This is a genomic window from Lentzea sp. NPDC058450 (assembly GCF_042721395.1).
Taxonomy (GTDB): domain Bacteria; phylum Actinomycetota; class Actinomycetes; order Mycobacteriales; family Pseudonocardiaceae; genus Lentzea.
This window is the reverse complement of the sequence record NZ_JBHXLO010000002.1, coordinates 66,118-89,145: the sequence shown is the minus strand read 5'-3', so window position 1 is coordinate 89,145 and position 23,028 is coordinate 66,118. Positions and strand designations below refer to the sequence as shown.

21 protein-coding genes are annotated in these 23,028 nt (G+C 68.5%); 5 read left to right on the top strand and 16 right to left on the bottom strand.

What is annotated here, in order from left to right; all coding sequences use genetic code 11:
* Nucleotides 1-13 precede the first annotated feature (13 nt).
* From ACFWNN_RS04700 to ACFWNN_RS04685, 4 genes are all read right to left on the bottom strand, one after another.
* Entirely contained in the window at nt 14-937 is a 924-nt protein-coding gene (locus ACFWNN_RS04700; protein ID WP_382438493.1) for a 2Fe-2S iron-sulfur cluster-binding protein, read from the bottom strand.
* Nucleotides 934-2,703, bottom strand: coding sequence for an NAD(P)H-dependent oxidoreductase subunit E (locus tag ACFWNN_RS04695; RefSeq protein WP_382438492.1), 1,770 nt, complete (start codon nt 2,701-2,703; stop codon nt 934-936). Before ACFWNN_RS04695 ends, ACFWNN_RS04700 begins: the two co-directional genes overlap by 4 nt.
* Complete coding sequence (locus ACFWNN_RS04690; RefSeq protein WP_382438491.1) at nt 2,704-4,638, bottom strand: molybdopterin oxidoreductase family protein; 1,935 nt, start codon at nt 4,636-4,638, stop codon at nt 2,704-2,706.
* A gap of 179 nt (nt 4,639-4,817) precedes the next feature.
* Nucleotides 4,818-5,405, bottom strand: a complete 588-nt coding sequence (locus ACFWNN_RS04685) for a TetR/AcrR family transcriptional regulator (RefSeq protein ID WP_382438490.1) — start codon at nt 5,403-5,405, stop codon at nt 4,818-4,820.
* A 79-nt stretch (nt 5,406-5,484) separates the two neighbouring features.
* Here ACFWNN_RS04685 and ACFWNN_RS04680 point away from each other — a divergent pair, with 79 nt between their 5' ends.
* Nucleotides 5,485-6,315, top strand: coding sequence for an alpha/beta fold hydrolase (locus tag ACFWNN_RS04680; protein ID WP_382438489.1), 831 nt, complete (start codon nt 5,485-5,487; stop codon nt 6,313-6,315).
* Nucleotides 6,316-6,331: 16 nt separating this feature from the next.
* Here ACFWNN_RS04680 and ACFWNN_RS04675 read toward each other — a convergent pair whose 3' ends face one another.
* From ACFWNN_RS04675 to ACFWNN_RS04650, 6 genes are all read right to left on the bottom strand, one after another.
* Entirely contained in the window at nt 6,332-6,985 is a 654-nt protein-coding gene (locus ACFWNN_RS04675; RefSeq protein WP_382438488.1) for a hypothetical protein, read from the bottom strand.
* A 56-nt stretch (nt 6,986-7,041) separates the two neighbouring features.
* Nucleotides 7,042-8,079 (bottom strand): MAB_1171c family putative transporter, encoded by a 1,038-nt coding sequence (locus ACFWNN_RS04670; protein ID WP_382438487.1) that lies wholly within the window; start codon nt 8,077-8,079, stop codon nt 7,042-7,044.
* Nucleotides 8,072-8,542: a hypothetical protein gene (locus ACFWNN_RS04665; protein WP_382438486.1), complete on the bottom strand. Its 471-nt coding sequence runs from the start codon at nt 8,540-8,542 to the stop codon at nt 8,072-8,074. Before ACFWNN_RS04665 ends, ACFWNN_RS04670 begins: the two co-directional genes overlap by 8 nt.
* On the bottom strand, nt 8,539-8,964 hold the full coding sequence (locus tag ACFWNN_RS04660) for a helix-turn-helix domain-containing protein (RefSeq protein WP_382438485.1): 426 nt from the start codon (nt 8,962-8,964) through the stop codon (nt 8,539-8,541). The genes ACFWNN_RS04665 and ACFWNN_RS04660 overlap by 4 nt, the downstream gene beginning before the upstream one ends.
* Before the next feature lie 357 nt (nt 8,965-9,321).
* Entirely contained in the window at nt 9,322-10,242 is a 921-nt protein-coding gene (locus tag ACFWNN_RS04655; protein ID WP_382438484.1) for a LysR family transcriptional regulator, read from the bottom strand.
* 4 nt (nt 10,243-10,246) lie between these two features.
* Nucleotides 10,247-11,224: a 2-dehydropantoate 2-reductase gene (locus ACFWNN_RS04650; protein WP_382438483.1), complete on the bottom strand. Its 978-nt coding sequence runs from the start codon at nt 11,222-11,224 to the stop codon at nt 10,247-10,249.
* Nucleotides 11,225-11,489: 265 nt separating this feature from the next.
* Here ACFWNN_RS04650 and ACFWNN_RS04645 point away from each other — a divergent pair, with 265 nt between their 5' ends.
* Together ACFWNN_RS04645 and ACFWNN_RS04640 are read left to right on the top strand one after the other, a co-directional pair.
* Nucleotides 11,490-12,215, top strand: coding sequence for a GntR family transcriptional regulator (locus ACFWNN_RS04645; RefSeq protein WP_382438482.1), 726 nt, complete (start codon nt 11,490-11,492; stop codon nt 12,213-12,215).
* Nucleotides 12,216-12,481: 266 nt separating this feature from the next.
* Entirely contained in the window at nt 12,482-12,667 is a 186-nt protein-coding gene (locus ACFWNN_RS04640; RefSeq protein ID WP_382438481.1) for a hypothetical protein, read from the top strand.
* Here ACFWNN_RS04640 and ACFWNN_RS04635 read toward each other — a convergent pair.
* The 6 genes from ACFWNN_RS04635 to ACFWNN_RS04610 form a co-directional block, all read right to left on the bottom strand.
* Nucleotides 12,658-13,674, bottom strand: coding sequence for a TerC family protein (locus tag ACFWNN_RS04635; RefSeq protein ID WP_382438791.1), 1,017 nt, complete (start codon nt 13,672-13,674; stop codon nt 12,658-12,660). The two genes, ACFWNN_RS04640 and ACFWNN_RS04635, sit on opposite strands and share 10 nt — an antisense overlap.
* Before the next feature lie 30 nt (nt 13,675-13,704).
* The gene (locus tag ACFWNN_RS04630) at nt 13,705-14,139 is read right to left on the bottom strand and encodes a hypothetical protein (protein ID WP_382438480.1); all 435 of its coding nucleotides are present in this window, start codon (nt 14,137-14,139) and stop codon (nt 13,705-13,707) included.
* A 1-nt stretch (nt 14,140) separates the two neighbouring features.
* Nucleotides 14,141-15,547, bottom strand: coding sequence for an Nramp family divalent metal transporter (locus ACFWNN_RS04625; RefSeq protein ID WP_382438479.1), 1,407 nt, complete (start codon nt 15,545-15,547; stop codon nt 14,141-14,143).
* A gap of 238 nt (nt 15,548-15,785) precedes the next feature.
* Entirely contained in the window at nt 15,786-17,933 is a 2,148-nt protein-coding gene (locus tag ACFWNN_RS04620) for an acetate--CoA ligase family protein (protein WP_382438478.1), read from the bottom strand.
* A gap of 21 nt (nt 17,934-17,954) precedes the next feature.
* The gene (gene frc / locus ACFWNN_RS04615; RefSeq protein WP_382438477.1) at nt 17,955-19,184 is read right to left on the bottom strand and encodes a formyl-CoA transferase; all 1,230 of its coding nucleotides are present in this window, start codon (nt 19,182-19,184) and stop codon (nt 17,955-17,957) included.
* A gap of 10 nt (nt 19,185-19,194) precedes the next feature.
* On the bottom strand, nt 19,195-20,892 hold the full coding sequence (locus tag ACFWNN_RS04610; protein WP_382438476.1) for a thiamine pyrophosphate-binding protein: 1,698 nt from the start codon (nt 20,890-20,892) through the stop codon (nt 19,195-19,197).
* Between the two features lie 126 nt (nt 20,893-21,018).
* Between ACFWNN_RS04610 and sucC the strand changes: the two genes are divergently transcribed.
* On the top strand, nt 21,019-22,119 hold the full coding sequence (sucC, locus tag ACFWNN_RS04605) for an ADP-forming succinate--CoA ligase subunit beta (RefSeq protein ID WP_382438475.1): 1,101 nt from the start codon (nt 21,019-21,021) through the stop codon (nt 22,117-22,119).
* On the top strand, nt 22,119-22,997 hold the full coding sequence (gene sucD / locus ACFWNN_RS04600; protein ID WP_382438474.1) for a succinate--CoA ligase subunit alpha: 879 nt from the start codon (nt 22,119-22,121) through the stop codon (nt 22,995-22,997). The genes sucC and sucD overlap by 1 nt, the downstream gene beginning before the upstream one ends.
* Nucleotides 22,998-23,028: the final 31 nt, after the last annotated feature.

Genomic DNA, 23,028 nt, shown 5'->3' with positions numbered 1-23,028 from the left:
TCCAGTGCTTTGATCAGCGATTTTGCACGTGCTGCCAGCCGAAACGACCCTTGATGCACAGGTTTCCGCGCGTGACAGTGCTTTCGTGCGGAGACGTGACCTTCACGATCTCGTTGTCCTGCACGTGCAGGGTGAGGTTGCACCCGACCCCGCAGAACGTGCAGATGGTCGTCGTCTGCGTCTGGGCCTCTTCGTCCCAGGTGCCGTCCTCGCGCTTGTCGTGCTCGCGCTTGAAGCTCAGCGCACCCGTGGGACAGACCTCGATGCAGTTGCCGCAGTAGACGCAAGCGCTTTCGGGCAACGGCGTGGAGAACTCCGTGGAGATCCGCGAGTCGAACCCGCGGCCCGCGACCGAGATCGCGAAGGTGTTCTGCCACTGGTCGCCGCACGCGTCCACGCACTTGTAGCACATGATGCACTTGCTGAGATCCCGGACGTACAGCGGATTGTCCACTTTGGCCGGTTGCCGCACGGTGGCGGCGGTCTGGCCGTCGGGCTCGTCGTGCTCGCCAGGACGGCGGTCGTCCCGGTCGGTCGACGGCGGCGCCGGCGGGCCGAAGCGGGAGGGGTCGGCGCCGCACGCGGACATCCACTCGTCCACGTGCGGCGTGGTGGAGAGGTCCGTAGCGGACCCGAGAAGTTCCAGTACCAGCTTGCGGCTGTGGTTCGTGCGCTCGGAGTCGGTCTTCACGACCATGCCCGGCTCGACCTTGCGCGAGCACGACGGCACGAGCGTGCGCGATCCCTCGACCTCGACCATGCAGACGCGGCAAGCGTTTGCGGGCTTCAACGTGTCGCCGTAGCACAGCGTCGGGATCGATTTCCCTTGTGCCGTGCAGGCATCCAGGATCGTGGCACCCTCCGGCACCCGGACGGACTCGCCGTCCAGCGTCAGCTCGACCAAGCGCTTCGGCAGGCCGATCTCAACGATGGTCATGATGCCGCCTCCTCCGCGTAGCCGAGCCGGTACAGGGCCGATTCGATGGCGTTCCAGGCCGTCTGGCCCAGACCGCAGATGGACGAGTCGCGCATGACCTGCCCGACCTCCTTCAGCAGCTGGAGGTCCTCGGCCGACGTGCTCAGCGGGCGCTTGCCCACGAGCCGCGCCATCGCCTCCTCCTGGCGCACGGTGCCGATCCGGCACGGCACGCACTGGCCGCACGACTCGTCGCGGAAGAACGCGGCGATGCGCAACAGGAACGCGCCCAGGTCGGCCGTGTCGTCGAGGACGAGCACGACGCCGGAGCCGAGCGTGGTGTTCGCCGCCCGCGCGTCCTCCATGGTGAGCGGCAGGTCGAGCTCGTCCGGGCGAACGAACCCGCCTGCCGCCCCGCCGAGCAGTACCGCTCGCAGCTCCCGGCCTGGCGGCACGCCACCCGCCAGATCGAGGAGTTCTCCGAGCGTGGTGCCGAACGGCACCTCGTACACGCCCGGACGACTGACGTTGCCCGACAGGCAGAAGAGCTTCGGCCCGGCCGAGCCGGGGGTGCCGATGGCGGTGTAGGCCTCGCACCCCTCCGTGAGGATCACCGGCACGTTGACCAGCGTCTCGACGTTGTTGACCACCGTCGGCTTGCCGAAGAGCCCCGACTCGACCGGGAACGGCGGCTTCGAGCGCGGCTCGCCGCGGAAGCCCTCGATCGAGTTGAAGATCGCCGTCTCCTCGCCGCAGATGTACGCGCCGGCGCCGCGACGGATCTCGATGTCGAACGAGAAACCCTGGTGGCCCATGATGTTCTCGCCGAGGAAGTTGCGCTCACGAGCACGAGCGATCGCGTTGCGCAGCAGGTGCAACGCCCGCGGGTACTCGCCGCGCAGGTAGAGGTAGCCGCGCGAGCAGCCGGCCGCGAACCCGGCGATCGTCATCGACTCGATCACCGCGTACGGGTCGCCCTCCATCAGCAGGCGGTCCTTGAACGTGCCGGGCTCGCTCTCGTCCGCGTTGCACACCAGGTAGTGCGGTCGCACGGGTTGGCGGGCGGTCGCGTCCCACTTCCGTCCTGTCGGGAACGCCGCACCGCCGCGGCCCATCAGCTTCGCGTCGGTGACCTCGCGAATCACCCCGGACGGCCCCAGGAGGAGGGCTGTCCGCAACGCCGCGTAGCCGCCCGTCGCCCGGTAGTCGTCGAGCGACTCCGGATCGACGACGCCAACCCGTTTGAGCAGCCGCAGACCAGGGGTACCGGCCTGCGGCACCTCCGCGCGCTCACCGTCCACGTGGGAGGGACTGGCGGCCGCCACCGCGATCACCTCCTCGGCGGTGGTGGGCGCCAGGAGCTGCTCCGCCGCCACCTCCCCCGCCTCGAACGCGAGCGCCACCGGAGCCTTCTCACACACCCCGAGACACGGGCTGCGCAACCAACCGCTCTTCGCCCCCGCCGGTCCGAGCTCGCTGGTCAGCCTGTCGCACAACGACTTCGCGCCGTTGATCTGACACGCGAGGTCGACGCACACGTGCGTGACCCTCGCCGGGCGTTCGGTCAGCGAGAACAACGAGTAGAAGCTCGCCACCCCGTACGCCTCGGCGGGCGGGATGTGCAGGACGCGGCAGATGTGGTTCAGCGCGCCCTGGCTGATCCAGCCGACCCGGTCGTTGACCGCGTGCAGGGCGGGCAGGAGCTGGTCCCTGCCCATCCCCGCGAACAGGTCGACGACCACGCGTTCGGACTCGGACGGTTCGACGTCGAGCAGTTTGAGATCCACTCAGCCCACCTTCACCGGAAGCTTGGCCAGCTTGTCGATTCGAATGGCCGCGGCCTTGTACTCGGCGGTCCCCGCGATCGGGCAGGTGGCCTCGATCGTCAGGACGTTGACGTCGATCTCGTCCGGGAAGTGGAACGTCATGAAGACGAGCCCCGGCGTGAGACCCTCGTCGATCCGCACCGGCGCGACGATCTGCCCGCGCCTGCTGGTGATCGACACCTCCTCGCCGGCCTCCACCCCGAGCGCACGCGCGTCCTCCGGGCACAGGTCGAGCGTCTCGCCGACGCGCAGCGGCGACTCGAAACCGGCCGACTGCACCCCGGTGTTGTAGGAGTCGAGCCGGCGGCCGGTGGTGAGCCGGAACGGGAACTCCTCGGTCAGCTCGTCGACGGGCGGGCTGTGCGGCACCGGCGAGAACGTCGCGGGCATGCCGCGCTTCACCGGGTCCTCCTCCCAGAGCCTGCCGTGCAGGAAGCTGGGTTCGAGGGAGTCCTCATCCGGGCACGGCCACTGGATGCCGCCGAGCTTCTCCAGCCGGTCGTAGGTCATGCCGGTGTGGATCGGCGACAGGCTGCGCAGCTCGTCCCACACGTCCTGGCCGGTCTTGTGCTCCCAGTCCGCACCGAGCCGGTGGGCGATCTCGCCCATGATCTCGATGTCGTCGCGGGCGCCTTCCGGTGGCGTCAACGCCTTGCGGACGCGCTGGACCCGGCGCTCGCTGTTGGTGAACGTGCCGTCGGTCTCGCACCAGGCTGCCGCCGCGGGCAGCACGACGTGCGCGAGCTGCGCGGTCTTGGTGAGGAAGATGTCCTGCACCACCACGTGGTCCAGATTGGACAGTCGCTTGATCGTGTGCTCGCAGTCGGCCTCGGACTGCACCGGGTTCTCGCCGATGATGTACACGGTGGTCATGTCACCGCGTTCCATCGCCTCGAGCATCTGGGTGAGGTTCCAGCCCTTGGCGGCCTTGAAGTTCGAGCCCCACGCGTCGTTGAACTTCTTGGCGACGTCCGGGTCGGTGATGTCCTGGAAGCCGGGCAGCCGGTCCGGGATGGCGCCCATGTCGCCGCCGCCCTGCACGTTGTTCTGCCCGCGCAACGGGTTCAGGCCCGCGCCGTAGCGGCCGACCTGGCCGGTGAGCAGCGACAGGTTGATCAGGCTGAGCACGTTGTTGGTGCCGTTGTGGTGCTCGGTGATGCCGAGCGTCCAGCTGAGCTGGCCGCGGTCCGCCTTGGCGTAGGCGTGCGCCAGCTCGCGGATCAGCTCCGCGGGCACCCCGGTCTCCAGCTCGGCGACCGGCAACGTCCACGGCTCGACGGCCTTCACGAACTCCTGGAAGCCCTCGGTCGCCCGCTCGACGAACGACATGTTCGTCAGGTTCGAGGCGATGATCTCGCGGGCGATGGCGTGCGCCAGCGGGATGTCCGTGCCGACCTTGAGCCGCAACCACTTGTGCGCCCACTTGCCGGTGCTGGTCAGCCGCGGGTCGACGACGTAGAGCTTCGCGCCCTTGTTCACGGCCTTCAGCACGTGCTGGAAGAAGATCGGGTGCGCCTCGCGCGCGTTCGACCCCCACAGGACGATCAGGTCGGCGTCCTCGATCTCCTGGTAGGAGGAGGTTCCGCCGCCGCTGCCGAACACCTTGGCGAGGCCCGCCACGCTCGGCGCGTGACACGTGCGGTTGCACGAGTCGACGTTGTTGGTCCCGATGACGGCCCTGGTGAACTTCTGGGCCATGTAGTTCATCTCGTTGGTGGCCCGCGCACAGGAGAACATGCCGAACGCGTCCGGGCCACCGAGCGCGACGTTCCTGCGGAAGCCCTCTGCTGCCTTGTCCAGCGCCTCGTCCCAGCTCGCCGGTCGCAGGACGCCCGCGTCACGCACCAGGGGCTGGGTGAGCCGCACGTAGGGCTCGGTCTTCTTCCGCCTGCTCATCGTCTGCACCTCCTCCCCACATACTGTATGCAATCTTCTGTACGCGCTAGCCCCTGTTGCGGTTTCTTGACGACGAACCGCGGTGAGAGAAGGGGACTATCGCGTCATAGATCGCATCTATGAAGAGGTTGTGCGGCAGGCGTTCCGGAACTCACGCCCTGATGGACAGGGCTCGCACCTCAGCGGATCGAGTCCTCGATCGACCGCAGCGTGGCCTGCAGGACGGCGTCGCGGTGCACCCCCGCCGGCAGCGCCCGCGCCACCGACACCGCCCCGATGAGCGACGCCACGAGCGCCCACGCCCGTTGCCTGCGCTCCTCCTCGTCGCCGGGCATGGCGGGCACCATCAGCGCGACCATCTTGGAGATCTGCAACTGGTAGACCTCGCGCACCGCGTCGCTCGCCCGCGCCACGTCCACCGTCAGCGCCGCCAGCACGCAGCCGCCGGCGACGTCCTGGCAGTGCTCGTCGCTCAGGTACGTGCCGAGGAGCTCGACGAGCCTGCGACGACGCTCGTCCCGGTCCTCGACGCGGAGCGACTCGAACTCGGGGCTGACGTACTCCCGGATCACCTGTTCCAGCAGGCCTTCCTTGCTGCCGAAGTGGGAGTAGATCGCGCCGGAGGTGACGTCGGCCGCGGCGGCGAGCGCGTCGACGCCCACGCCGTGGAAGCCCTTCTCCTTCAACGGACGCGACGCCGCCGCCAGGATCGCCGCCCTGGCCTGCTCCTTGTGCTCCTTCGCGTACCGCACCCAGAAACTCCCCACTTGACTTCCACCGGGGCCATGATCATACGATAACGCTCGTTACATAGCGATCGTTATTCTATTCGTCCGTGAGGGGACCATGAGCGCAAACACCGCTGTCACGCGCACCGTCGACGTGGACGGCACGCCGTTCGCCTACCGCGAGGCCGGCCCGCAGGAAGGGGTGCCGCTGGTGTTCCTGCACCACTTCACGGCGGTGCTCGACGACTGGGACCCGGCGGTCGTGGACGGCCTGGCCGCGCGGCACCGGGTCGTGCTGGTCGACCTGCGCGGCGTGGGCCGATCGGGTGGCACGACACCGGACAGCGTCGAGGCGATGGCCGACGACGTCGCGAAGTTCGTGCGGGCACTGGGATTCGCCGAGGTGGACCTGCTCGGCGTGTCGATGGGCGGCATGATCGCGCAGGTGCTCGCGGAGAAGGAACCCGCGCTGGTGCGCAGGATCGTCCTCGCCGGCACCTCACCGGCCGGGGACGCGGGCGCGGGCAACGCGCTGGCTCTGCTGCAGAGCGCGTTGCAGCAGTCGGCGGCGGAGGGCAAGCACCCCAAGCACCTGCTGTTCTTCTCCCCCACCACGACGAGCCAGCAGGCCGCCGACCGGTTCCTCGCCCGGTTGAACGAACGGGTCGAGGACCGCGACGCCGAGGTCACGAACGAGACCATCGGCGCCCAGGCGACCGCGCTCGCCAAGTGGGAGCAGGGGTCGCCCGACGGACTCGCGCACGTCCGGCAGCCGGTGCTGGTCGTCAACGGGGACAACGACGTCATGACGCCGACGATCAGCTCGTTCACCCTCGCGCACCACCTGCCGAACGCCCGGCTGAGCATCTACCCGGACGCGGGCCACGGCGCGTTGTTCCAGCACCACGAGCTGTTCGTCGAGCAGGCGCTGGAGTTCCTCGGCGCGTGAGACCCCGGCCGGGGTCTCACGCCTTGGCGAACGACGGGACGAAGGCCGGCAGCACGGACGCCAGCTCGGCGCCGGCCTCCGCCTTGGTCTGGCCGAACATGATCACTTCGGAGATGAGCGTGCCGCGGCCCAGGTAGGCGTAGCAGGCGAACGGGGCCACGGTCTGGTCGAGCGTGGCCTCGCAGTACGCGTAGAAGTCGTCCACGCCCTCCGGCTTGGCGATCGTCGTGAGCTGCTCGACGCTCCGGGTGCTCGCGCAGGCGGCGAGCCCGGTCTCCAGCCTCTTCACCAGCACGGCCGCCGGGCGGTCGGCCATGGCGTGGACCTGCTGGAAGACCGTCGTCCGCCCCGTCCAGAGCCGTGACCGGGCGACCGAGACGCCGTCCGCGTGGATCTGGCTGCCCCCGCAGTACAGGGCCACGGCCTGGCTCGGGTCACCGATCTCGGCATCGGTCGCCGGCGTGTTCGTCTTGACCTGACCGCCGCGCGCGGCGAAGGCGTCCGGTGGTGCGATCGCCGCCTTGGCCCGCTCGTTCAGCTCGGCGGGCGTCGGTGCCGCCGTCGTCGTGGTGCTCGGGGTGGACGTCTGCGGCGCGGCCGCGGGTTCGGCGGTGCACCCGGCCGTCAGCGCGACGAACGCCACGACGGCAGCACAAATCCTCGTGTTCATCTGATTCCCCCAGAATCGCGCCCGCCAACAGGCTCGGGGAAATTGAAGCAGATCGGTCACAGCGCGCGACGGGCACCCAAGCGGGAGAAGGCGTCCGACACCTCGCACAGGAACGCGGTGTCGCCGTCCAGATCCGGTGCGCCCGCACCGGGTTCGACCCTCGCCGGCGGCACCCCGCGCGCCGCGATGGCGGTGGCGACGACCGCGGCCTCGACCTCCGCCGGGCTCGCCGCGAGAGCCCGTGCGGCGGCGGCCACGTCGGCGTCGCGGCACGGCTGGAGGTCCAGCAGGCCGTCGCGGATCTCGATCACCCGCCGGTACAGCCGCATCCGCATGTTCCACCAGCCGACGCGCGGGTTGAGCGCGATCCGCGGGTCCGCGTCGGCGAGCGCCCGCCAGAGCGGGGCGAGCCGGACGTACTGCCGGTGCCGGCGCCGCCAGGCAGCGACGGCGGGCAGCGCGGCGCCGACCAGCACCACGACGTGGGCGGCGTTGGGCAGCACCGCGCTCATCCAGAAGCTCCAGCCCAGCTGGTAGGAGTACTCGAACCGGCTCGCCCCGACGCGCACGACCCGGTTCACGAGGTACACCAACGCCATCGCCGCGCCCGTCGCGATCAGCCGCAGCCCGAGCCGCAGCGCGCGGTCGGACGTGGTGCGGGCGTAGCGCAGCCCGAGCCGGATCACGTTGCCGAACGCGGGCGTCAGCGTCAGCAGGTACGCCGTCCAGTACTCGAGCACCCACGGCGCCTGCGGCAGCAGGCTCGGCGCCAGCGCGAAGCACAGGCACATCACGCCGAACATGCCCGCCGTCCACCACGTGCTCCACCGGCTGCGCCGCAACCCGTTGAGGTGCGCCAGCAGGTCGTGCGCCGACCACGCGACGAGCACCATGCCCGCGTGCCCGAGCAACCGCGACAGCGTGCCCAGCCCGGTCAGGCGTTCCAGCAGCTGCTGTCCCGCCGGGGTGAGCACGGTCAGCGACACGGCGAGCCCCAGGAACAGCCGGCGGATCGCGTCCTGGCCGCCGCGCCAGCCCAGCGCCATCAGCCACGCGGCGGCGGGCGGCACGTACCGCAGCAGCAGCTCACCCATGGAAGCCGTCGAACGTGTCGCGGAGGCGGTCGGCCAGCGTGGTGCCCGTGTGCACGCGCTGGCGGATCATGGTGGCGAGCAGCTCCGCCTCCTGCTCCTCCTCCGTCGAGTACCCCGCGCGGCCGAGCACGCGCCGCACCAGCGCCGGGTCGAGGCTGGGCAGCAGGAGCTCCGCGAGCTCGGTGAGACTCGCCGACGCCGGGTAGTGGTCGCACAGCACGTGGCTCAGCTCGTGCAGCACGATGTGCTCCTGGTGGAACGGCGCGGTCTCCTCCTCGAAGAAGATCATGTCGGCGGCGTCGGTGGCGATCCACAGGCCGCACACGCCGGTGAGCCCGGCGACGGGCAGCAGGTGGATCGGCCGGCCGCGGCGCGCGGAGATGCGGTCCGCGAACGACCTCACGTCGAACGGGACCGGGACGTCCAGGCCGCGCAGGAGCTTTCTCAGCCTCCGCGCGCTCACTTCGAGCCGTCCTCCTGAGGCAGGCCTTCGAGCTCCCGCACCCGTTCCACCATCTCGGCGATGGTGGCGAGGCTCTTGTCCGAGAGTCCACGCGCTCGCAGGGCGAGCCGCCGCACCGGCGCGTCGCGCAACGCGGTGAGCAGCGACAGCTCGGCGTCGATGCGGGCCGCCTCGTCGTCGTCGAAGAAGTACGCGGGCGGCACCCCGAAGAAGCCCGCCAACGCCTCGACGTGCCGCTTCGTGGGGTTGTCGCGCACGCCCTTGCGCAGCTGCCACAGGTAGGTGGCGGAGATCGTGGGGCCGCCCTTGGCCCTGATCGCCTCGGCGACCTCCTCGAAGGTGTACTCGCCGCCGTCGTCCGCCCGCACCGTGCGGAACAGGTGGTCGACCCGCGACGCGAGCACGCCTTCGTCTTCTGACATGGAGGCATCCTACCGATCAGCTCATGAACTCCCGTGACACGAAAGTGCCCTCTCGGCCCCACACCAGTTGACAGCGGCTGGACATCTCAGTTTACTGCGGTGGGCTGCCTCATGAACTGAGGCAAATGGAGGGGGATTCCATGCTGGGAAGGATGCTTGCCGCCGTCAGCACGGCGGCACCGCTGTTCACCGGATCCGCACTGGGGGCCGACGCCTCGGGGGAGGTGGTCCAGGCCGGGTCACCGCACTAGCGCGACTGCACACCTCCCGGCCGGGAAAACCGAGGCAGCGCAGACCTGGGGGAAGGGGGGACGGGGACCGGTGGGTGACGCTCCGGTCCCCGTTTTCACCGCTCTGTCACAGGTCCCTGCGGTCCAGGTGCTTGTGCAGCAGGCGGTCCAGCTCCCCGCGCACGTCGAGGCCGCGGGTGAGCCCGAGCATCGCCCGCGCCAGCATCGACACCGGTTCCTGGTCCCCCACGACGAGCCCGATCTGCGGCACCCGCTGGGGATCCTCGATGCGCACCACCCGCATGCCTTCGGGCGTGCCGAACATCTGCAACCACGCGTGCGCGATCACGCTCGACCACTTGCGCGTCGCCACGTGCGCCCACAACGTCGCCACGGTGTCGGCCTCGATCACCGGCACGGGCTGCACGCCGTTGTCGGCGAACACCCCGTCCAGGATCCGGCGGTTGCGCATCTTGGACGTCAGCAGGCACAACGGCAGCGCGGCCACGTCCGCCCACCGCGCCACCGGGCGTTCGGCGATCTCCTCGTCGGCGGGCGTCAGCAGGACGTACCGCTCCTCGTACAACGGCATCGCCCGCACCGAACTGTCCACGTAGGTCATGCCGAGGTCGAGCTCGAACTCCTCGAGCCCGCGGGTGATCTCCTGCGAGGACAACGACTCCAGCGTCACGCGGACGTGCGGGTAGCGCTCGCAGAACGGGGTCGTCAGCAGCGGCGCGGTCGGAAGCGCTGTCGGGATCGCCCCGATCCGGAGGATTCCCGACAGCGACTCCCTCATGCGGGACAGGTCCTGCCGCAGCGCGTCGCGGTCGGCGAGCATGCGGTGCGCCCACAGCAGGACCCGTTCCCCCTCCGGCGTCAGCGACTCGAACCGGCGGCCCCGGGACACGATCGGCACCCCGAGCTCGCGTTCGAGCTTGCTGATCGCCGCCGACAACGACGGCTGGGACACGTGACAGGCCGCGGCGGCTCGCGCGAAGTGGCGTTCACGGGCCAGGGCGACCAGGTACTCCAGCTGTCGCAGCAACAACTCAGGACACCAGCGACGTGCGGGAGAGCAGGTCGATCGCCGCGTAGACGTGCCGCAGCGTCGGCGCCGGCACGCGGGTGAGCTCGGCGATCTCCACCACCGCGGCGATGATCGCGTCGTGCTCCAGGCGCTTGCCCGCCTCCAGGTCCTGCAGCATCGACGTCTTGTGGTGCCCGACCCGGCGGGCGCCGTCGATGCGCTTGTCGATCGAGATCTGCGGGTCGCAGCCCGCGGCCCGCGCGATGGTCAGGGTCTCCGCCATCATCTGCGCCACCAGGTCGCGGCTGTCGTCGTGCTCGCAGATCTCCACCATGGTCGCGCGAGTCAGCGCGCTCAGCGGGTTGAACGCGACGTTGCCCATGAGCTTGATCCAGATGTCCTCGCGGACGTCCTTCTCCACCGGGCACTTCAGCCCGCCCGCGATCATCGCCTCGCTCAGCGCGACGCACCGCGGGGAGATGCTGCGGTCCGGTTCGCCGATCGAGAACCGGGTTCCTTCCAGGTGCCGGATGACACCGGGCGACTCGATCTCCGTCGAGCAGTAGACGACGCAGCCGATCGCCCGTTCCATGGGCAGCACGGCGGTGACGGACCCACTGGGGTCCACGGCCTCGATCCGGTGCCCCTCCAGGGGATGCCCGGTCATGCCGTGGAAGTACCACCACGGAATCCCGTTCTGCGCCGCGATCACAGCGGTGTCCTGCCCCATCAACGGGGCCAGCAGATCGCCTGACGACGCGTAGGAGTACGCCTTCAGACCGAGGAACACGTAGTCGACCTCGCCCACCTCGGCGGGATCGTCGGTCGCATGTGGACGCGCGGTGAAATCACCGCGCGGACTGAGCACCCGCACGCCGTGCTCGCGCATTGCGGCCAGATGGGCACCTCGCGCGATCAGGTGGACCTCCACGCCGGCCCGGTGCAACGCCGCACCGACGTAGGCACCGATCGCCCCGGCTCCGAGAACAGCGATCTTCATAGCACGCCCCGCTCTGCCCCACGGCAAGATTGCATACAGTATACGTACGACCCGACTGTTCTTCTAGTGGCGCGACTCGAAACGTTGCCGGCGGATCCGCGGTCAGACGGGTGCGTCGGGGTGCCGCCCCCACGTCCTCGTACTGGTGGTACGGGGGCGTGGGGGCGGTGCCGCGACGGACCCTGCTGAGCGTGGATGCGCCGCCCACGTTTCGCGTCGCTCCACTAAGTGCTTTTTGCATACGAAAAGCTGTAGTCTGTCGGACATGACCTCTTTGCCCAGTGGCCGCCGGGCACCGCGCGGCTCACTCAGCGCCGCCGCGACCCGCAGGGTCGAACGGCCCGCACCGCTGCGACAAGCCGTCTACGACGCCTTGCTGGAACTCATCGTCAACCGCACCCTCGCCCCCGGCCAGCACCTGGTCGAGGCCGAGCTCGCCGAGTACCTGGGCGTGAGCAGGCAGCCCGTGCGCGAGGCGCTGCAACGACTCCAGACCGACGGCTGGGTCGACCTGCGGCCCGCCCAGGGCGCGTTCGTCCACACCCCGACCGAAGAAGAAGCCGACCAGCTGCTCGCCGTGCGCAGCGTGCTGGAGACGTACTCGGCGAAGCTCGCCGCCGAGCACGCGACCGCCGCCGACGTGAAGCTTCTCAGGAAGCTGCAGAAGGCGGGCGAGGAGGCCCTGGTGGCCGCGAACGTCGAGCGCCTGGTCAAGGCGAACGCCGACCTGCACGCGGCCGTCGCGGCGATCGGCCGCAACAAGGTCCTGTCCGAGATGATCGGGCTGGTCGACCGCCGGGTGCGCTGGTACTACACCCCGATCGCCCGCCCGCGCAGCCGTGACTCGTGGAACGAGCACGCCGAGCTGGTCGCGGCCATCGCCGCGGGCGACGCGGAACGGGCCGGCGAGGTCATGCACGACCACGCCGAGCAGACCCGCCAGACGTACCACGACCGCAAGACGTCCGAAAGTTCTACCGAAAGCGACTGAGCGATCACTCTCGGATCACCCAAATCGGTCATTTGGTACCGTACGGGTGATCCGCGACACGATGACGGGCGATTGCATACAAAACGCAGTATGCTGAATCGCATCAGGGGCGGGGTCAACGGAGACCCGCAAGAGGTTTCCCACCGGGTACCCGAGCGATGGGTGTCCGGTGGATCAGACCCCGGCCGCACCCCTGCTCCTCCCGTGCCACAGTGCCTTCCGGGCACTTGCGCGCCCCGGGAACCACCATCGTCAGGAGGAAGACCATGTCCCGCTTCAAGAACTTCGCGCGTTCGCTCACCGAGCCGCGCAACGGCGCTTCCGCGGACGGCCGCGCGCTGGGCCTCGGACTGTCCACCGCGCTGACGGAGCAGCGCAAGGACGCCGAGGCCCAGGCGGCTGTGGCCAAGACGCTCCGCAAGGACGCCGAAGGCCACACGATTCACGGCTGAGAGTCCTTCACAGGAGCGTCTTCCTCGCTCCTGCGCGCACTCTCGGCATCCTCCACGGCGGACTGGGCTGCCCGGCGTGAGGTGTGCAGGCTCCACACCGTCGTGACGGCGAGCGTCACGATGATGACCCCGAGGGACACCACGATCGGGATCTCCGGGGCCCACGAGACACCGTGGTGGTGCATCGCCTCGAAGATGAGCTTGAACCCGATGAACGCGAGCACCACCGCGAGGCCCTTGCTCAGGTGCACCAGGCGGTCCAGGAGACCACCCACCAGGAAGAAGAGCTGGCGCAGGCCCATCAACGCGAACGCGTTGGCGGTCAGCACCAGGTACGGCTCCTTGGTGAGTCCGAAGATCGCCGGGATGGAGTCCACCGCGAACAACAGGTCGGTCGTGCCCACCGCGACCATGACGATCAGCATCGGTGTCACGACGCGCTTTCCGTCGATGCGCGTCGTGAGCGAGGCGCCGTGGTACACCGTCGTGGCCGGCAGGAACCTCTTCACCGCGCGCAACGCGGCGTTCTCCTTGACGTCGGCCTCCTCGGCCTCGTCCTGCTTCAACAGCTTCCACGCGGTGAAGATGAGGAACGCGCCGAAGAAGTAGAACAGCCAGTCGAACCGTGCGATCGCCTGTGCTCCGGCGGCGATGAACACGGCTCGCAGCAACAGAGCCAGGATGATGCCGACGATCAGCACCTTCTGGCGGTACTCACGTGGCACCGCGAACCGGGCCATGATGATGACGAACACGAACAGGTTGTCGACGCTCAGCGAGTACTCGGTGATCCAGCCGGCGAAGAACTCGCCACCGTGGCCGGGTCCGGCGAAGATCGTGACGCCGAGTCCGAAGACGATGGCCAGGCCGACGTAGAAGAGCACCCAGTACAGGGATTCGCGGAACGACGGCTCGTGCGGTTTGCGGACGACGAGGTAGAAGTCGAACGCGATGATGGCGGCGATACCGCCCATCGTCGCGATCCACACCCAGACAGGAAGATCCAACATCCGTGGCTCCTTCGGCGGAAGGGGAGGTCAGCGGGAGGCGGTGGCCTGCGCACGCAGCCGCGCCGCGATGCGTTCGTGCAGCCACAGGAAACCGATGGCCCAGCCGAAGCTCACAATCCCTTGGTAGGCGAGGAAACCGGCCAGATCCGCGGGCATGCGGACCTGTCCCGTGAGCACGAGGCTCACGGTCGTCTCGTGGATCAGCCTGGCCAGCGGGAACGCCACCAGCCAGTACAACGCCACGGGAGCGAACCGTCCGGCCGGCAGCCGGCCCGAGGCCGTCAGCAGACCGAAGACGCCACCGAACGCGCCCAGCGGCAGGCCGAGCGCCACCGTCGTCACGAGAGCCCAGCCGAGCGGCTGGCCGACGAGCGCGGCCAGCCCTCCCGCGATGAGCCCTGCGGCCAGCCCGACGAACGCGCCGGGGACCGCCTCTTTCAGAAACCCTTCGCGGATCTGCATCTCAGCCCACCACCACGCCGAACTTGATGAGACTGAAGAACAGCATGCCCAGGTAGAACAACGCCCCGAAGCCGATGATCAGGTTCGTGACCAGCTTGGGGCGAATGGGTTTGGGCAACATCCGGTTGTTCACCAGCAGGAGCACCACGCAGTAGGCGCCCATGGCGAACGTCGACAGGAACGCGAGCACGTCGAGGATCGCGCCCGGCCCGTCGGCGGGTCCGAACAGCAGGATCAGGATGCCGAAGGTGATGACACCCCAGAGGAACCCCGCGTACAGGTGCGACATGCGGAACTTCTTCGCACCCTTCACGAAGTGGTACGTCATGTCCGCCTGACCGCGGGAGAACGAGTCGAACAGGCCGAGCGTGGCGTTCAGGCCGATCAACGCGATGAACCCGAGGAACACCGCGCCGAGCACCGGTCCGCCCGCCGAGGCGAACGCGTCCGACATCGCGTTGAGAGCGGCCTCGCGTTCACCGGACTCGATGAGCGCCTTGACGTCCGGGGACGTCCGCGACGCCGACTGCGCGAGGACCGTGAAGGAGACCGTGACGAGCATCGTGATGCCCCAGAAGAGCAACAGCGCGTCGAACGTGACCCAGCGCCGCCAGCCCTTCCACTTCGCGAGCTCGTCCTTGTCGTCGGTGTCGAACATGAAGCCCCGGCTGGGCATCTGCTCTTCCTCACCCGCGTGCCGCAACCCGCGGAGCTTCGGAATGTGCGCGCCCATGCCGGCACCGCTGTCGCGCAGGTGCAGCGTGTACCACATCTGCTGCATGCCGGACGGGCCGGCGAACGCGATCGAGCCGACGATGATCGGGAACCACTCCGGCGACATGGCCTGTGCCGGGAAGAACCCGAACTGGAACATGCCGCTGATCGTGCTGGTCAGGTCGCCCCACGTGCCGACCATCGCCGCCACCACGGCCGTGCTGACGACCAGCAGTCCGATGAGGATGGACAGCAGGTTCTCCAGCAGGTTGTAGATGACCTTGGCGAGGCTGAACAGCACCCCGACCAGGATCAGTCCCACGCACGCCGAGACCGTCCACGGTATGCCGGTGATCTTTTCCAGCGCCGCCGCACCGGCCGACAGGTGACCTGGCCAGATGTAGACGAGTATCGCGACCACGAAGAAGAACCACATGATCGGTTTGAACACGCGTGCGGCGCCGAAGAAGATGCTCTCCCCCGTCGCCATCGCGTACCGCGCCATCTCGAGCATGACGACGGCCTGCAGCGTCACGCCGACCAGGAAGAGCCACCTGATGTCCGGTCCGAAGACCAGCACCAGTCGTGGCCACATGTAGGACTCGCCCATGCCCACGCCGAGCGCCACCAGGAACACCGTGGGACCGAGCAGGTGGATCGACGGTGGTGCGTCGGGGAGTTTCCTGATGGGCATCGCTTCCAGCTTGCCCGCGGCCCAGGTGCGCTCCTTCTCAGGAGGCGAACTGGTTTCCGTCCGGGCTGCCAGATTTGGATCATCCACGGTTAACAACCTCCAGAGGACCGGCTGTCTTCGTTGACCTCCCTGGCGGGTTCGCGACCGTGGGCGTGTCACGGTCGCGGACGGGCCATCTCTCCTTGCAAGGCCGAGATGGTCGTGATCTCTCCCAAGACCACGACCATCCACGACTTAACTACAGCAAGCCGGCAGCACGAGCCCAGCGGTATTTGGCACCCAGTACTGCGACAGGCTTCTCCGTTGTGTACGGATACGCAACCACTCCGTTCCGGTACAGGTACTCGCTGGCCTCCTCCACCTGCACGTCGCCCGCAAGGGAGGCGACGACGGGCTTGTGGATGCCGTTCGCCCGGTACTCCTCCACCACATCGACCACGAGCTTCGCGAACACCATCGGCGGCGTGACGATGGTGTGCCAGTAGCCCAGGATCAACGAGTGGATCCGCTCGTCGGCGAGACCGAGCGCGATCGTGTTCCGGTACGTCGAGGGCGGTTCCCCGCCGGTGATGTCGACGGGGTTGCCCGCCGCGCCGAAGGGCGGGATGAACTTCCGGAACGCCGCGTCCAGGTCGTCCGGGATGCTCATCAGGCTGAGACCGTTGTCCACGCAGGCGTCCGAGAGCAGCACGCCCGAGCCGCCCGCGCCGGTGATGATGACGACGTTCTCGCCCTTCGGCGTGGCGAGCAGCGGGATGCCGCGCGCGTACTCCAGCAGGTCGTTCAGGCCGGGTGCGCGGATCACGCCGCTCTGCTTCAGGATGTCGTCGTAGACGCGGTCGTTGCCGGCGAGTGCGCCGGTGTGCGAGCTCGCGGCCTTGGCACCCTGGTCGGTCCGGCCCGCCTTCAGCACGACGACCGGTTTCTTTTCCGAGACGCGTTTCGCCGTTTCCGCGAAGGAACGACCGTCTTTCAGGTCTTCCAGGTGCATCGCGACGAGCTGGGTGTTCGGGTCCGACTCGAAGAACGTCAGCAGGTCGTCCTCGTCGATGTCGGCCTTGTTGCCCACACCCACGATGGACGAGACGCCCATGCCCGCGGAACGGCTGAATCCGAGGATCGCCATGCCGATTCCGCCGCTCTGCGACGTGAGGGCGACGCCGCCCTTGACGTCGTACGGCGTGCAGAACGTCGCTGAGAGGTTCTCCGGCGTGTAGTAGTAGCCGTAGATGTTCGGGCCGAGGATGCGGACACCGTGCTTGCGCGCGATCTCCACGATCTCGTTCTGCAGCTCGATGTTCCCGGTCTCGCCGAAGCCGGACGGGATCATGATCGCGCCGCCGACGCCCTTCTTGCCGACCTCTTCGAGGGCGGCGGGCACGAACTTGGCCGGGATGGCGAACACCGCGACGTCGACGTCCCCTGGCACGTCGGCGATGCTGGCAAACGCCTTGATGTCGAGGATCTCGTCCGCTTTGGGGTTGATCGGGTAGATCGTGCCCCCGTAGCCGCCGTTGACGAGGTTCTTCATCACCGAGTTGCCGATCTTGCCCTCTTCGTTCGAGGCACCGATCACGGCGATCGCGGACGGCTTCATGATCCGGTTCATCGAGGCGAGGATCTCGTCCTGGGTGAACCGGACCGGCTCCTTGGCGGCGTTCTCGTCCACCAGGATGCGGACGTCGACGGCGGTGGCACCCGCCGGCGTCGCCAGCACGGGGTTGAGGTCGACCTCGGCGAGCTGCGGGAAGTCGGACACCAGGTCCGACACGCGGTGGATGAGGTCGGCGAGCTTGCCCGCGTCGACCCCCGCGGCACCGCGGACGCCCTGGAGGATCTCGGCGGCCGCGATGCCGTTCACCATGGAGAGCGCTTCCTCGGCGCTGGCGGGCGCCAGCCGGAACGTGACGTCCTTCAGCACCTCCACGAGGATGCCGCCGAGGCCGAACGCGACGATCTTGCCGAACGTCTCGTCGGTGGTGGCGCCCACGATGACCTCGTGGACCTCGTTGCCGGTCGGGAGTTGCTGCTGGACCTGGACGCCGGTGATGTCGGCGTCCGCCTTGTAGGTCCCGGCGTTGTGGATGATCGTGCGGTAGCCCTCGGCGACCTCGGCCGCGTTCTTGAGGCCCACCAGCACGCCACCGGCCTCGGTCTTGTGCAGGATGTCCGGTGAGACGATCTTCAGCACGACCGGGTAGCCGATCTCCTCGGCGAACGCGACGGCGCCCTCCGACGACTTCGCCAGCGCCTCGGCCGGGGTCGCGATCCCGTAGGCGTCGCAGACCCGCTTGCCCTCCGGCGCGGAGAGGGACGACCGTCCCTCGGCCCGCACCTTCGCGAGTACGTTCTCGACCGCGGCGCGGTCGTAGCCGTTGTCCGGCATGGGTTTCTTCTCCCTTAAGGATTAGATGACGCCGGCGGCGCGCAGTCCCGCGAGACGGTCCGCGCTGTAGCCGAGTGCTCCGAGAACCTCGTCGTTGTGCTCACCGAGCAACGGCGGTCGCTGCACCGTCACGTCGTTGTCCGAGAGCTTGAGCGGGTTGCCGACCGTCTTGAACGTGCCGCGCTCGGGGTGCTCGACCTCGACCACGGTGCCCAGTTCGGCGAGCGTCTCGTCCTCGATGATCTCCTTGGTGGACAGGATGGGTCCGCACGGGATGTTGTGGGCGTTGAGCTTGTCCATCACCTCCCACTTGGTGTGCTTCTCCGTCCACTCCTCGATCAGCGCGAACGCCTTGTCCAGCTTGGAGAGCCGGACCTCGGGCGTGGCCCAGGCCGGGTCCTCGGCGAGCTCCGGCCTGCCGATCAGCTCGGTCAGCGGGGCCCAGCCGACGGGCTGGATGATCACGTAGATGTAGTCGTTGGGGCCGCCGGGGGCACAGCGCACCGCCCAGCCGGGCTGGCCACCACCGGATGCGTTGCCGGAGCGGGGCACCTCGTCCCCGAACTGCTCGTTCGGGTACTCCCCCAGCGGCCCGTGGGTGAGGCGTTGCTGATCGCGCAGCTTCACCCGGCACAGGTTCAGGACGGCGTCCTGCATCGCGACCTGGACGCGCTGACCGCGTCCGGAGTGGGTTCGTTGGTACAGCGCGGCCAGGATCGCGGCCACCAGGTGGATGCCGGTGCCCGAGTCGCCGATCTGCGCGCCCGTGGCGAGCGGCGGACCCTCCTCGAACCCGGTGGTGCTCATCGAGCCGCCCATGGCCTGCGCGATCACCTCGTACGCCTTGAAGTCGGCGTACCGGCCGGGCCCGAAGCCCTTGATCGACGCGTAGATGAGCCTGTCGTTGAGCTCCTGCAGCTTCTCCCACGGGTAGCCGAACCGCTCGACCACGCCGGGACCGAAGTTCTCGACGAGGATGTCGACGTCGCCGATGAGCTTCTCGAAGACCTCTTTGCCTTCAGGGGCCTTCATGTTGAGGGTGATGCTCCGCTTGTTGCAGTTGAGCATCGTGAAGTAGAGACTGTCCACTTTGGGCAGATCCCGCAGCTGGCCACGGGTGATGTCCCCCTTGCCGGGGGTCTCCAGCTTGATGACGTCCGCGCCCAGCCAGGCGAGCAGCTGGGTCGACGACGGTCCGGACTGCACGTGCGTCATGTCGAGGACTTTGACGCCCTCCAGGGCCTTGGCCATCTCAGCTCACCTACTTGTACATCGTCTGGTTCATGGTTCCGGGCGCGTACACGTCGGGGTCGATCCACACGTTGATCAGCGAGGGCTTGCCGGACTCCCGGGCGCGCCGCAGGGCAGGCCCGATGTCCTTGGGGTCGCGCACTTCCTCGCCGTAGCCGCCGAGCATCTTGGCGAACTGGTCGTACTTGACGTCGCCGAGCGTGTTGCCGACGCGCTCGCGTTCCAGCCCGTACTTGGCCGCCTGGCCGTAGCGGATCTGGTTCATCGACGAGTTGTTGCCGACGATGCCGACGAACGGCAGGTCGTAGCGGACCAGCGTCTCGAAGTCCCAGCCGGTGAGGCTGAACGCGCCGTCGCCGAACAGGGCGACGACCTCCTTGTCCGGCCTGGCCAGTTTCGCGGCCAGCACGAACGGGATGCCGACGCCGAGCGTCCCGAGTGGACCGGGGTCCATCCAGTGGCCGGGCGACTTCGGCTGGATCACCTGGCCGGAGAAGGTGACGATGTCGCCGCCGTCGCCGATGTAGATCGAGTCCTCGGTAAGGAAGTCGTTGATCTCGCTCACCAGCCGGTAAGGGTGGATCGGCAGGTCGTCGGAGAGCAGGTGCTCCGCGCGCTTCTGCCGGGCCTTCTCCTCGACCGCCTGGAGCTCCTCCAGCCACACCTTGCGGCCCATCGCGCCGTTGTCCTCGCGGCCGGAGGCGGCCTGCGTGACGGCGGACAGGACCAGGTCGGCGTCACCGACGATGCCGAGGTCGACGTCGCGGTTCTTGCCGACGGTGCGGTAGTCGAGGTCGATCTGGACGACCGTCGCGTTCGCGGAGAGCCTGCGGCCGTACCCCATCCGGAAGTCGAACGGGGTGCCGACGATGACGATGACGTCGGCGTTGTCGAAGGCGTAGCGGCGCGACAGCTGGAAGTGGTGCGGGTCGCCGGGCGGGAGGGTGCCGCGACCCGCGCCGTTCATGTAGGCGGGGATGTTGAGCGTGCGCACGAGCTCGATGGCCGAGTCCGTGGCGCGCGTCGTCCACACCTGGCTGCCCAGCAGGATCGCGGGCTTCTTGGCGTTCACCAGCAGGTCCGCGAGCCTCTCGACGTCCGCCGGGTCGCCGAGGCTGCGGGTGGAGGCGCGGTAGTGACCGGCCTCCGGTACTCGTGCGGTGCTCGTCGGCACCTTGGCGTCCAGGACGTCGCGCGGGATCTCCAGGAACGAGGGACCCGGCGCGCCCGCGTTGGCCTCGCGGAACGCCATCGACACCATGTCCGCGATGCGGGCGGTGTGCGGGACGTTCGCCGCGAACTTGGTGATCGGCGTCATCATGTCGACGTGCGGGAGGTCCTGCAGTGAGCCCATCTTGTGCTGGCTCAGCGCGCCCTGGCCGCCGATCAGCAGCATCGGGCTCTCCGCGCGGAAGGCGTTGGCGACACCCGTGACGGCGTCGGTGGTGCCCGGCCCCGCGGTGACGACGGCACAACCGGGCTTGCCGGTGATGCGGGCGTACCCGTCGGCCGCGTGCGCCGCGACCTGTTCGTGCCGGACGTCGATGACGGCGATGCCCTCGTCCACGCAGCCGTCGTAGATGTCGATGATGTGCCCGCCGCACAGCGTGAAGATGGTGTCGACGCCCTCAGCTTTGAGTGCCTTCGCCACCAGGTGGCCACCAGAGATGGACTCAGGAATCGACTCCGGCTCCGCGGAACTCGTCATCGGCGATCAGCTCCCCTTGGCGCTTCGACTGTAGATTGCATACCGTATGAGGTAGGCATATCGTTACTCCGCTACCAACCGGATGTCCATAGATGGCCGCAAGTTTTCGGCGAGAGGACGTAGACGGTGGATCTTTTCGAACACGAGGCGCGGGACCTCTTCGAGCGGTACGGGGTGCCCGTTCCGCGTGGTTTCGTGGCGGACACTCCTGAATCCGCGCGCGAGGCAGCCACGAAGCTCGGCGGCACTGTCGTCGTGAAGGCACAGGTGAAGACCGGCGGGCGCGGCAAGGCCGGCGGCATCAAGCTCGCTTCGACGCCCGACGAAGCTTTCGACGCGGCCACGGCCATCCTGGGGATGGACATCAAGGGCCACACCGTGCACAAGGTGCTCATCACCGAGGCGAGCGAGATCGCCGAGGAGTACTACCTGTCGTTCCTGCTCGACCGTGCCAACAGGACGTTCATCGGGATGACGTCGGCGACGGGCGGCATGGAGATCGAGGAGATGGCGGACTCCATCACCCGGATGCCGGCTTCGTCCTTCGACGCATCGGCGGTGTTCCCGCCGGAGATCGCCGCACAGGTCAACGAGGTCGCTTCCGCATTGTGGAAGGTGTTCGTCTCGGAGGACGCGACCCTGGTCGAGGTGAACCCGTTGGCGCGCACCAAGGACGGGCGAATCGTCGCGTTGGACGGGAAAGTGACGCTGGACGACAACGCGTCGTTCCGGCACTCTCGGAGCTCGGACGACGTGCACGGTGACCCGCTGGAGGTGCGGGCCGCCGAGAAGGGGCTGAACTACGTCAAGCTCGACGGCACCGTCGGTGTCATCGGCAACGGCGCCGGCCTCGTCATGTCCACATTGGACGTCGTGGCGCTGGCGGGAGCCGCGCCCGCGAACTTCCTCGACATCGGCGGCGGCGCGTCGGCCCAGGTGATGGCCGACGGCCTCGACGTGATCCTCTCGGACCCGTCGGTCCGCAGCGTGTTCGTGAACGTGTTCGGCGGCATCACCGCGTGCGACGCGGTGGCCAACGGAATCGTGCAGGCACTGGGGATGCTCGGCGACCGCGCCGACAAGCCGTTGGTGGTGAGGCTCGACGGCAACAACGCCGAGGCGGGCCACCGCATCCTCGACGAGGCACGACACCCGCTGATCACCGTGGCGCACACGATGGACGACGCGGCAGGCCGTGCCGCCGCCCTCGCTGGTAAGGAGTCCTGATGGCGATCTTCCTCGACGAGAACAGCCGTGTGATCGTCCAAGGCATGACGGGCTCGGAGGGTGCGAAGCACACCCGTCGCATGCTCGCGGCCGGCACCCAGGTCGTCGGCGGTGTGAACGCGCGCAAGGCGGGCACGTCCGTGGACTTCGACGACGTGACGCTGCCGGTGTTCGGCACGGTCGCGGAAGCGATGGAGGCCACCGGCGCCAACGTGTCGGTGTTGTTCGTGCCGCCCGCGTTCACCGGTGACGCGGTGATCGAGGCTGTGGATGCGGGGATCGGGCTCGCCGTGGTGATCACGGAAGGCGTCCCGGTCCACGACACGGCCCGCTTCTGGGCGCACGCCCAGGGCAAGTCCACGCGGATCATCGGCCCGAACTGCCCGGGGATCATCAGCCCCGGCAAGGCGAACGCCGGGATCATCCCGTCCGACATCACCAAGCCCGGGTCGATCGGGCTCGTGTCGAAGTCGGGAACGCTGACGTACCAGCTGATGCACGAGCTGAAGGACTTCGGCTTCACCACGTGCGTCGGCATCGGCGGCGACCCGATCGTGGGCACGACGCACATCGACGCGATCGCGGCGTTCGAGGCCGACCCGGAGACCGAGCTGATCGTGATGATCGGGGAGATCGGCGGGGACGCGGAGGAGCGCGCGGCGGAGTTCGTGCGGGACAACGTGTCCAAGCCGGTCGTCGGGTACGTCGCCGGGTTCACCGCGCCGGAGGGCAAGACGATGGGGCACGCGGGTGCGATCGTCTCGGGTTCCTCGGGGACGGCGGAGGCCAAGAAGCAGGCGATGGAGGCGGTGGGGATCAAGGTCGGCAAGACGCCGTCCGAGACCGCGGCGCTGGCCCGCGCGATCCTGACCAGCTGAGCACGGCGGTTCGGGCCCTGGGGAGCAGGGC